The sequence below is a fragment of the Asticcacaulis sp. genome, assembly GCF_020217185.1.
Classification (GTDB): Bacteria; Pseudomonadota; Alphaproteobacteria; order Caulobacterales; family Caulobacteraceae; genus Asticcacaulis.
Window position 1 is genome coordinate 1 of sequence record NZ_JAIWNX010000296.1, and the last position, 10,000, is coordinate 10,000.

Below are 10,000 nucleotides of genomic sequence, written 5' to 3' on the forward strand. Positions count from 1 at the left end.
GAGGCGGCGGGGGGGGCGGAGGCGGAGGAGGCGGCGGGGGCGGCGGGGGCGGCGGAGGCGCACCAAACGACCAGCGCAGGCCGACGGTCAGGGTCTGATCGTCGAACTTGCCTGAGAATGAACCGGGGTTCAGGAGCGTGGTGGTCGATTTCGCGTTGAGATTGACCTCTTCCGTCGTCAGGTAGCGATAGGTCAGGTCGAGGTTCAGACGATCCGACAGAGCCCAGGCGAAACCCGCCAGCGCCTGATAGGCGGCGACGGTGTCTTCACCGGAGATGGTCAGGTTCTGACCGGTACCGGTCGGGTTGACCGAATACTGACCCGTGAAGTCCGCCTTCACGCGGTCCAGACCGATACCCAGACCGACGAACGGATGGAACTTCGATTCCGGAATGAAATCGTAGATCAGGTTCGCCATGAAGGTCGTCTGATCGAACGAACCGACCGGGCCGCCGCAGGGGGTCGAAGCCGTGCGGGTCACGCCCGGCGTGCAGAGCGCGGTGTCGCGCGGAGCGGTGCCACCGGCGTAGGGATAGACGCGAGCGAAGCCGCGAGCGGCATCGACATCACCCGGACGGTAGCCGCCTTCGAATTCAACGCGCCAGTTCGGGTTATAGCGATAACCGAGGCGAGCAAAGCCGGCCCAGTCATTTTCCGTCGAAACATTGTAGACGAACGGCGAGCCGTCCGGCATGTTGGTACCAGCCGTGCCGGGCGACTTCGCGTCGTACTCGGATTTCTGATTATAGCCGAGGTCGACAGCGCCGTACCAGCCTTCGGCTTCCTGAGCGGCGGCGCCAGACGCCATCGCCAGTGCGACGAGCGCAGCGCCCGCCAGCAAGTTGAGTTTCATGTGTAATGCCCTCTCTTGGCCATCGATGAGGCCGCCGAATATACGCACGACGGACTAACCGTAATTACAAACGCCTACATAACTGCGGGAACATATCTTGCATAGCACCTAAAATGCCATTTTGGTTGAAAATGTGCCCTTTAATACGTCTTTAACGACGACTGACACCCGAAAGACACTATAGGATGACGTGCCTTTTTTCGGACGCAGTTACCCTACGTCGTCGTCTTCGGGCCGTAAGTTTTCAATAATTAAATGTGCAGAACTGCGGAAAGGGGCTTGCGTTGCGAAACGCTTGTGAGTAGGAGAACGGCCCTGCCCGCGACCACCGGGCGACGTCCACGGACGAAATGAATACACCTTTGTATACGGAGAGGTGGCAGAGTGGTCGAATGTACCGCACTCGAAATGCGGCGTAGGTGCAAGCCTACCGTGGGTTCGAATCCCACCCTCTCCGCCATCAAACATCCCACATGCGTATTCAATCAGAGTTTATCGCACCGCCTTTGGCGCGCGCGTAAAGTTCAATTGTGCCTTTTGGCTTTGGGGTTGGCGGCGGATTCGCCAACCGCCGGAATCACAAAGCTCACCGCGGCAAAACCAGATCAGCCCTCACCGGCAGATGATCTGAGCCGACATCGCGCAAAACCGTAAGCCGGCCGGCCCGCAAGCCCTTCGTCAGCACATGGTCGATCTGAATGCCCAGAAGGGCGCGGCCCGTCTGCCAGGTGTGGCGCAGGCCCGATCCCGCTGGCCAGCTCAGTCTGGCGCGCATAAACGGCCCCAGGCTGCCGGACCACAGGGTGGCATTAAGGTCGCCCGTGACGATGACAGGTTTTGTCTCTGAGACGACCCGTCGGGCCAGATCCGCAATATACAGGCGGTTATCTTTACTCAGACGGGCATTGGCGGGCGGCATGGGGTGGGCAACGTAAACCACATAGTCGCCAAAATCGGCGCGCAGCAGCGTCATATTGTACCGACCAACGCGATAAAGGGTCGGCGTGAACGGACGCTTGGCATAGAGCGCCACACCGAAAATACCGGCATCCGGGGCATAGCTGTAGCGATAGGTCGCGCTCAGGGCCTTCAACCGTTCAATCCACGCCGGAGAGGTTTCGGCGGCGGCAAACAGGTCAGCATCTTCACCTTCGGCAAGGGCAATCACCCGGCCATAGTCGCGATTATCGGCCAGTACATTGCTGAAAACGAGGCTGAGCGGCCGTCCGGCATCGCTCGTTGCGGGCAGGACCGGCCGCTGCATCAGCCGCAGGGCCACAGGGGTCGCGTGCAGCATGAGCACTATTGCGGCAAAACCCACCAAGGCCCGCCGCGCCAGACACAGGCTGAGGAGCAACCCTGCCACCGCCAGAACCACAAGCTGCAAACGGAAGGGCACGATCATATCGCCGGGCCAATGCGGCCACAGCGAAATCAGGCCGATCAGCAGACCCGCACTCAGCCCCAGCCCGACCGTAAAGCGCATATTGCGCAGGAAAATATCGGGCTGATCCAACTCTAAACGACGGGCCATCTGCTCTTCCCACCGTACCAACGGGACATTATCTCGGCATAAACCTCCATCGTCCCGCAGGCCGCCGCGCCAACCGCCGGTGCAACACGGCGCGCCACCGCCTGCGCACAGCGATAGGCGGCCTGGGCCTCGCCGGCGGTGACCTCATAACGCGGCACATTGATGATGGCTGTACGCCCCGGATTGCCATTGAGCCCGGCTATGTATTGCGTAATGGGCGTATAGCCTTTGACGCTCAGAGCCTTCTGACTGTAGGTCGTGGCCTTTACCGGGTCAGCAGGCGTGCCCTGTAGCCCGTACTGATAGACCAGAGAGGTTGAAAACTGCGCACGGGCGTCGCCGCTGGCGGCTTTGGTTTCCAGTTCGGCCACCGGTACACTCAGCGCGTCGCGCAGCAGCGATATGCCGCCCGAAGCGCTGGCTACGGGCATAGAGGCGCACCCGGACAGGCCGATACACGCACCCAATGCAATGGTCAAAAGCACCCGCCGCATATCACCCCCCTGAATGAGCGGATATTACCCGTTTCCAGCCACCCTGTCACCCACGTCGCGCGCCGCGATTCGTTCCGTTGGAAACCATCTGTACGACCTCTGTGCCACGCCTTTGCGAAAATGTCGCACAATCCTGCAACAGTGCTGGACAAACGCCGCCCTTCGCGCAAAAGAGGGGCGAACCTCCACCGCCCATAAAGCCAGATATTTAAGAGGCGACATCCATGACCTTCGTCGAATCCGATACGCTGAAGCGCGTAAAGCCCTCCCCCACCCTCGCCGTGACCGCCAAGGCGCGCGAACTGGCCCGTCAGGGCAAGAAGGTCATCTCGCTGGGTGCGGGTGAACCGGACTTCGACACGCCGGAAAATATCTGCGACGCCGCCATCAAGGCGATCAAGCGCGGCGAAACCCGCTATACCGACGTCGATGGTATCCCGGAGCTGAAGGCCGCCATCGTCGAGAAGTTCAAGCGCGAAAACGGCCTGGAGTACAAGACGACGCAGGTGTCGGTGTCGCCGGGCGGCAAGCCGGTCATCTATAACGCCCTGATGGCCTCGGTGAATGTCGGCGACGAAGTGATCATCCCGGCCCCCTACTGGGTGTCCTATCCGGACATGGTCCTTCTGGCCGGCGGGACGCCGGTGTTCGCCGTCGGGGAAATGTCCACCGGCTTCAAGCTGAAGCCGGAAACGCTGGAAGCCGCCATCACGCCCAAAACCAAGTGGCTGATCCTCAACTCGCCGTCCAACCCGTCGGGCGCCGCCTATACCGAGGCCGAGCTGAAGGCGCTGGGTGAGGTGCTGAAGCGTCATCCGCAGGTGTGGATACTGACCGACGACATGTATGAGCACCTGACCTTTGATGGCTTCAAATACACCACCATCGCGCAGGTCTGCCCGGAGCTTTATGAGCGCACCCTGACCATGAACGGCGTGTCGAAGGCCTATTCGATGACCGGCTGGCGCATCGGCTACGCGGCCGGTCCTGAGCCGCTGATCAAGGCCATGTCGAAGATCATCTCGCAATCGACCTCCAACCCCTGCTCGATCGCGCAGTGGGCCGCCGTCGAAGCGCTCAACGGGCCGCAGGACTTCATCCCGGAGCGCGCCGCCGTGTTCCAGAAGCGCCGCGATCTGGTCGTCGCCGGGCTGAATGCCTGCGAGGGCATCCACTGCCCGACGCCGGAAGGCGCGTTTTACGTCTATCCGTCGATCGAAGGCCTGATCGGCAAGACCGCCCCGTCGGGCAAGGTCATCCAGACCGACGAGGACTTCGCTTCGGAACTGCTGCAACAGGAAACCGTCGCCGTGGTGCACGGCGCGGCCTTCGGCCTGTCGCCCTTCTTCCGCATCTCCTACGCGACGTCGGAAGCGGTGCTGACCGAGGCCTGCGAGCGCATCCAGCGCTTCTGCGCCTCGCTGAAGTAAGGGTTCACTCCCGAGCCCCCTCTCCCTCGAGGGAGAGGGTTGCGGTGAGGGGGTCATCGAGAGACGTGTTCCAAACGGAGGCTTCCCCCCCCTCACCCGCCCCTGCGGGCCATCCTCTCCCTCAAGGGAGAGGGGCGTGACTATGTGGCTTCTCTCCCCCCTCGCCTGTTTGAGCATTGTCGCCATCGCTGCCGGGTTGGCCGCACTTTTGGCGCAACTGGCCATTCGCGGCGGGCCGGTCGATATTCCGCGCGACCGCGGCGCGCACAAGTCGCCGACCCCGACCAGCGGCGGGCTGGCCGTCATGGCCGCCAGCGGGCTGGCCATCGCGTTTGGCGTTTTGGAACTTCACGCTCACGTGCCACAGACCGGCCTGTGGCTGTTCGGCTTTGCGGCTCTGGCCGGGCTGTCCGGGGCGATTGACGATGTGCTGGACCTGCCCGCCAAGGCGCGTCTGCTGTTTCAGATTATCCTGTGCGCAGGCTTTGCCAGCCTCTATCCGGTGCACGAACTGATCCTGGCCCCCGGCCTGACGCTGGCCGTGCCCTTTCCGCTGGGGGTGCTGGCCGCAACCGCGTGGCTGGTGCTGGGGCTTAACGCCATCAACTTCATGGACGGGTCGAACGGGCTGGCCATTGGCACGCAGGCCGTGTGCCTGTTGATCTATGCCGGGTTTGTGCTGGCCTTCGGCTCGCAGCCCGTGTCGATGCTGGGTGGTGTGCTACTGGTGTTTTTAGCCACCGGCGGGGCCTTTGCCGGGCTGCTGCCGTTCAACCTGCCGCTCAACCGCGTATTTCAGGGCGACGCCGGGTCGCTGTTCGGCGGCGCTCTGGTCACCGGCGGGGCGCTGGTCCTCAGCCGGCATGAGATCGCCTCGATCTGGCTGGGCGGCTTCCTGCTGGCCCCGCTGCTGGTCGATGTGCTGCTGACGCTCGTCTGGCGCGCGCAGCGTAAACGCAACCTGTTTGAGGCGCATAAGGATCACCTCTATCAGCAATGGCTGATCCACCGTGACCCGGATCATGGGCGTCTGGCGCTGAAAATCTGGGGGCTGTGTGCCCTGTCGTGCGCCATTGGCACAGGGGCGCGCCTGATCGGCATAACCACCGGCGTCGAACTGCGCTTTGCCGCCCTGTGCCTTGTGGTCGCCGCCCTGTGCTATGGCTGGTTCCGGATACGCAAAACGCTCACAGCGTGAGCCCAAAAAACAGATCGTCTTCGACCGTGCCGTCGGGCAGGTGAACACGGCCTTTCAATCGCCCTTCCCGCACAAAGCCCAGACTTTCATAGAGGGCGATGCCACGCGCATTGCCTTCGCGGCACAAAAGCTCGATGCGCCGGATGTGCGTTTGCTGACGGCTATGGGCGATCAGCGCCTCAAACAGGCGACGCCCGATCCCCTGCCCCTGCGTCGCGGGCGACACCGCCACGGTCAGATCGCTGAGGACGTGCGCGAACTGCTTCGGCATCGGCGCAAAGGCGTGGATTTCCCCGACGCAGCGCCCGTCACTTTCCGCGATCAGACACACCCCGCGCGTCAGGGCCGCAGTCAGGTTGCCGGTAATATAGTCCGGCGTGATTTCGGCTTCGGTACGCGCCAGCCCGCCGCTGAGGCGCGCGACGTCACGATACAGCGTCAGAATGGCGTCGGCATCGGCGGCGGTGGCCGGTCGGATCTCAGTCGTCATCTTCGCCCAAAGGTTTCTGGCGGCCGGACTTGATGCCCGACCGGATGGACTTGGCCACCAGACGCCGGCGCACCGCCCCTTGCGTCGGTTTGGTCTTGATGCGCGGCGGCGGTGGCGGGGCGGCCGCGCGTTGCAGCAGTTCAACAAAGCGTTCGCGCGCCGCCTTACGGTTCATATCCTGCGTGCGGTGGGTCTGCACGAACAGGACCAGCACGCCGTCCTGCGTCACGCGCCGCCCGCCCAGAACGATCAGGCGCTGCTTGACCTCATAGGGGATCGTCTGGTTTTCCCAGATCGAAAAGCGCAGTTCAACGGCGGTCGAGACCTTGTTGACATTCTGCCCGCCCGCACCGGATGCGCGCACAAAGCTCTCGCTCAGTTCGGCCTCATCGACGTAGATTTTGGGCGTAATGAAGATCATGACATTTCTTTTTGACGCGCATCTGGACCCGAAAACCGCTGCACACTTTTCGGGATGCGCTTGCATAACAAAAATGCGCCCGATCTGAACCTGTCAAATCGAGCGCATACTGATTTTGTTTGGCGCGGACGGCCCAACCGTTCCCCCTTACGGGTGCAGGGGCCGTGCCCCTGCATTTTTTAACGCCTCATGTGCATCCGAAAAGTGGGGCCACTTTTCGGCATGCGGCTTAATCCTCCAGCGAGGCCGAGATCATCCACAGGTGCTTTTCGTGGCTGCCGAGGCGCACGGTCAGGAGGTCCACCGTGGGGTCATCACCGGCCTCATCCGCCACCTTGAGCGCGTTTTTCAGCGTGGCGATCAGGGTCTTGTGCCCGTCGGCCAGCTCTTTCAGCATCTCATTGGCCGATTTGGTGGCGTCGCCTTCCTTGATCGAAGACAGGTTACCAAAGGCCGCGCCCGACATGGGGGCCAGTTCGCCTAGGGCGCGGATGCGTTCGGCGATTTCGTCCAGCGCCGTCCACATCTCGGTGTACTGGGCCATGAACATGGCGTGCAGGCTGTTGAACTGCGGCCCGCGCACATTCCAGTGATAGCCATGCGTCTTCAGATAGAGATTATAGCTGTCGGCCAGCACCTTCGACAGTTCGAGGCAGACGGGGGTGTCAGGCGTTTCGGCGGCTTTCGGCATAATGGTTACCCTTATAAATAGACGTCTTCAGCGATATGCGCAGCTCCTTATAAAGTTTCAATGACCCATAACCGACAATTCCGGTTTTCACGGATTTTGTGAAAACACAGGGCTCAGGCGCCCCACACCGATACAATATGTGATGGTTTTTTTACGGGCTGGTCTTGCAATGACCGGCCAAAGGCGTATTTTAATGCCACTTATGCTGAAATTGAGCATAAGGGTCACCGGAGCGGTCCGGCGGCGCGAGGAGACGAATAAAATGCTGCACAGCAAAAACCCGGTCGTGGACGAAGCCCTTGGCGCGCTGGCCTTTACGCCCGACATAGAGGCGGAAACCGCAGAGATTTACGCGCGCCTCAAGGGCAAGGTGTCGCCTATCGAATGGCAGATTCAGGCCCCGCTGATCGCGGCCATCAACCGCCTCAAGCGCGAGACAAACGCCGTCGTTCTGGCGCACAACTATATGACGCCCGACATCTTCCACGGCGTCGGCGACTATGTGGGCGATAGCTTAGGTCTGGCGCGCGAAGCCGCGAAGTCGGACGCGAAGATCATCGTGCAGGGCGGCGTGCATTTCATGGCCGAAACCTCGAAGATTCTGGCCCCGGAAAAGACCGTGCTGATCCCCGACCTGCGCGCCGGCTGTTCGCTGGCCTCCAGCCTGACGGGTGAACAGTTGCGCCTGATCAAGCAGCGCTATCCCGGCCTGCCGGTCGTCTCCTACGTCAACACCACCGCCGATGTGAAGGCGGAAACCGACATCTGCTGCACCTCGGCCAATGCGGTGCAGGTGGTCGAATGGGCGGCGAAAGAATGGGGCGTGGACCGCGTCATTCTGGTCCCCGATGAGTTCCTGGCGCGCAATGTGGCGCGTCAGACAAACATCGGCATCATCGCCTATAAGGGCGCGTGCGAAGTGCACGAACGCTTCAATGCTCAGGACATTGCCGATGTGCGCGCCGCCCACCCCGACGCGGTGGTGCTGGGCCACCCGGAATGCCCGCCGGACGTGATTGCGGCCTGTGACTTCACCGGCTCGACGACGGCCATGGCCGACTATGTGACGCAGAACAAGCCGAAGCAGGTAGTGCTGATCACCGAATGTTCGATGGCCGATAATGTCACGGCCGATGCGGGCGACGGCGTTGAGTTCCTGCGGCCGTGCAATCTGTGCCCGCACATGAAGCGCATCACGCTGGAAGGCATCTATGCCTCGCTGCTGACGATGACGCACGAAGTGACGGTGGACGCGGCCATTATCGACAAGGCCCGCCTGTCGGTGCAGCGCATGATCGACATGCCACCCACCACCACCCCGGCCCGCTACGACATGATCAAGGCCCGCCACCATGTGGATGTCGAGTTGATCTCATGAGTGAGAACGAACTTGCGGTGACCATTTCCTCAAAAGAGATCCGGATAAAGGCCACCGACCCTATAACTCTGGACTGGGCCTATCGCGAAATCAGCGAAATCAACATTTTGAAAAATTACTCCTCAATCTTTTCAGAGGTGTTGCTTTTCAAACGAACAGGCACGGAAATAAGAATTGAAGCTCTTCCTAATGGAAGTAAAATGCTTTGGCACGCATGTTATTTTTCGTTCCTAAGTAAGGCTGAATACCTTAGACAACAGGATAAACCATTCACACCGCCAGATTTAAACATGTGTGTATGGAGCGTTGCCAACAGAGTGCTTACCCAAAACGAAGCACTTCGATACCTACACGACACTCGTTAACCTCCTCCCTTCTCTCCTCAAGTGAGACGGTGGCTGACGTAAAACAGAAGCCAGATGAGGGGGCATCTGGGGGAATGACCTTCCCCTCACCCGACCCATCGGGTCACCCTCTCCTTGCATTCGGGGAGACGGGATTTGAAAAGGCGCTGAAAATGCCTGAAGTTTATATCCATAACGGTCCGCTGATCATCGGTGCAGGGCTGGCCGGGCTATCGGTTGCGCTTAATGCCGCCCCGCAGCCGACTCTGGTGCTGGCGCCGGTCGAGCTGGGCGCGGCCTGTTCCTCGGCCTGGGCGCAGGGTGGTATCGCCGCGGCCCTGTCCCCGCAGGATTCCCCGGAAGCGCACGCACAGGACACGCTGATCGCAGGGGCCGGCATCAATGACTCCGCCGCCACCCACGCCCTGACCGGTATGGGGCCGGACGTGGTGCGCCGCCTCAACGCCATCGGCGCGCCCTTCGACCACCACGCCGATGGGTCTTTCGTGCTCAATCGCGAAGCCGCGCACGGCCTCGCCCGCGTGGCGCGCGTCGGCGGCGATCTGGCCGGCAAGAAGATTTTGGAGGCCGTGGTCGCCGCCGCGAAGGCCGCGCCGCACATCGTCATCTGGGAAGGCGCGGTCGCCACCGGCCTGATCCGATCCGACGCTCAGACGGTCATCGGGGCCGTGGTCGAACGCGGCGGTCGCCCGATTGAGGTCTTTGCCCCCGTCGTGGTGCTGGCGTCGGGCGGATCGGGCGGCTTGTTTGCCGTGACCACCAACCCGGCCAATCTGCGCGGCGAAGGCATGGCCATGGCTGCTCTGGCCGGGGCCGAAATCGCCGACCCGGAATTCGTGCAGTTCCACCCGACGGCCATCAACATCGGGGCCGACCCCGCCCCTCTGGCCACCGAAGCCCTGCGCGGCGAAGGCGCGACCCTGATCACGAAGTATGGTCACCGCTTTGCCTTTGACGATCACCCGGACGGCGAACTGGCCCCTCGCGACATTGTGGCGCGCGCCGTACACCGCGCCAATACGACCCTGGGCGGGGCCTTCCTCGATTGCCGCGAAGCGATTGGCGCGCACTTCCCGCACGAATTTCCGACCGTCTTCGCCTCGTGCATGGCGGCGGGCATCGACCCGCGCACGACGCCCATCCCGG

General features: G+C 61.9%; 11 protein-coding genes and 1 tRNA gene. 6 read left to right on the plus strand and 6 right to left on the minus strand.

All coding sequences use genetic code 11. The features are described from left to right. On the minus strand, positions 1–853 hold an 853-nt coding region (locus LDL37_RS15120; protein ID WP_290799647.1), incomplete at its 3' end, for an outer membrane beta-barrel protein. Positions 854–1,223: 370 nt separating this feature from the next. Between LDL37_RS15120 and LDL37_RS15125 the strand changes: the two genes are divergently transcribed. Continuing rightward, a tRNA-Ser gene (locus LDL37_RS15125) sits at positions 1,224–1,313 on the plus strand. Positions 1,314–1,439: 126 nt separating this feature from the next. On the opposite strand, the gene LDL37_RS15130 is transcribed toward LDL37_RS15125, so the two are convergent. Together LDL37_RS15130 and LDL37_RS15135 are read right to left on the minus strand one after the other, a co-directional pair. Then, positions 1,440–2,387, minus strand: a complete 948-nt coding sequence (locus LDL37_RS15130) for an endonuclease/exonuclease/phosphatase family protein (RefSeq protein ID WP_290799648.1) — start codon at positions 2,385–2,387, stop codon at positions 1,440–1,442. After that, a complete protein-coding gene (locus tag LDL37_RS15135; RefSeq protein ID WP_290799649.1) occupies positions 2,372–2,818 on the minus strand; it encodes a hypothetical protein in 447 nt (148 codons plus the stop codon). Before LDL37_RS15135 ends, LDL37_RS15130 begins: the two co-directional genes overlap by 16 nt. 287 nt (positions 2,819–3,105) lie before the next feature. On the opposite strand from LDL37_RS15135, the gene LDL37_RS15140 reads away from it, so the two are divergent. Next, positions 3,106–4,311: a pyridoxal phosphate-dependent aminotransferase gene (locus LDL37_RS15140; RefSeq protein ID WP_290799650.1), complete on the plus strand. Its 1,206-nt coding sequence runs from the start codon at positions 3,106–3,108 to the stop codon at positions 4,309–4,311. 142 nt (positions 4,312–4,453) lie between these two features. Then, positions 4,454–5,509: a glycosyl transferase family 4 family protein gene (locus LDL37_RS15145; protein WP_290799651.1), complete on the plus strand. Its 1,056-nt coding sequence runs from the start codon at positions 4,454–4,456 to the stop codon at positions 5,507–5,509. Here the strand turns inward: LDL37_RS15145 and LDL37_RS15150 are convergent. From LDL37_RS15150 to LDL37_RS15160, 3 genes are all read right to left on the minus strand, one after another. Next, positions 5,499–5,999: an N-acetyltransferase gene (locus LDL37_RS15150; protein ID WP_290799652.1), complete on the minus strand. Its 501-nt coding sequence runs from the start codon at positions 5,997–5,999 to the stop codon at positions 5,499–5,501. The two genes, LDL37_RS15145 and LDL37_RS15150, sit on opposite strands and share 11 nt — an antisense overlap. Then, positions 5,989–6,420 carry an alternative ribosome rescue aminoacyl-tRNA hydrolase ArfB gene (gene arfB, locus LDL37_RS15155; RefSeq protein WP_290799653.1) on the minus strand — a complete coding sequence of 144 codons (432 nt, stop codon included), beginning with the start codon at positions 6,418–6,420 and terminating at the stop codon, positions 5,989–5,991. The genes LDL37_RS15150 and arfB overlap by 11 nt, the downstream gene beginning before the upstream one ends. A 229-nt stretch (positions 6,421–6,649) precedes the next feature. Beyond that, a complete protein-coding gene (locus LDL37_RS15160) occupies positions 6,650–7,111 on the minus strand; it encodes a Dps family protein (protein ID WP_290799654.1) in 462 nt (153 codons plus the stop codon). Between the two features lie 262 nt (positions 7,112–7,373). On the opposite strand from LDL37_RS15160, the gene nadA reads away from it, so the two are divergent. From nadA to LDL37_RS15175, 3 genes are all read left to right on the plus strand, one after another. Next, positions 7,374–8,489: a quinolinate synthase NadA gene (gene nadA, locus LDL37_RS15165; protein ID WP_290799655.1), complete on the plus strand. Its 1,116-nt coding sequence runs from the start codon at positions 7,374–7,376 to the stop codon at positions 8,487–8,489. Further along, the gene (locus LDL37_RS15170) at positions 8,486–8,854 is read left to right on the plus strand and encodes a hypothetical protein (protein WP_290799656.1); all 369 of its coding nucleotides are present in this window, start codon (positions 8,486–8,488) and stop codon (positions 8,852–8,854) included. Before nadA ends, LDL37_RS15170 begins: the two co-directional genes overlap by 4 nt. Positions 8,855–9,006: 152 nt before the next feature. Then, positions 9,007–10,000 (plus strand): FAD-binding protein (locus LDL37_RS15175; RefSeq protein ID WP_290799657.1); only part of this gene is annotated, 994 nt, incomplete at its 3' end.

What these genes read in the sequence shown, in the direction of transcription:
- LDL37_RS15130 (WP_290799648.1), bottom strand. Translation starts at nt 2,387, where the DNA reads ATGGCCCGTCGTTTAGAGTTGGATCAGCCCGATATTTTCCTGCGCAAT.
- LDL37_RS15135 (WP_290799649.1), bottom strand. Translation starts at nt 2,818, where the DNA reads ATGCCCGTAGCCAGCGCTTCGGGCGGCATATCGCTGCTGCGCGACGCG.
- LDL37_RS15140 (WP_290799650.1), top strand. Translation starts at nt 3,106, where the DNA reads ATGACCTTCGTCGAATCCGATACGCTGAAGCGCGTAAAGCCCTCCCCC.
- LDL37_RS15145 (WP_290799651.1), top strand. Translation starts at nt 4,454, where the DNA reads ATGTGGCTTCTCTCCCCCCTCGCCTGTTTGAGCATTGTCGCCATCGCT.
- LDL37_RS15150 (WP_290799652.1), bottom strand. Translation starts at nt 5,999, where the DNA reads ATGACGACTGAGATCCGACCGGCCACCGCCGCCGATGCCGACGCCATT.
- arfB (WP_290799653.1), bottom strand. Translation starts at nt 6,420, where the DNA reads ATGATCTTCATTACGCCCAAAATCTACGTCGATGAGGCCGAACTGAGC.
- LDL37_RS15160 (WP_290799654.1), bottom strand. Translation starts at nt 7,111, where the DNA reads ATGCCGAAAGCCGCCGAAACGCCTGACACCCCCGTCTGCCTCGAACTG.
- nadA (WP_290799655.1), top strand. Translation starts at nt 7,374, where the DNA reads ATGCTGCACAGCAAAAACCCGGTCGTGGACGAAGCCCTTGGCGCGCTG.
- LDL37_RS15170 (WP_290799656.1), top strand. Translation starts at nt 8,486, where the DNA reads ATGAGTGAGAACGAACTTGCGGTGACCATTTCCTCAAAAGAGATCCGG.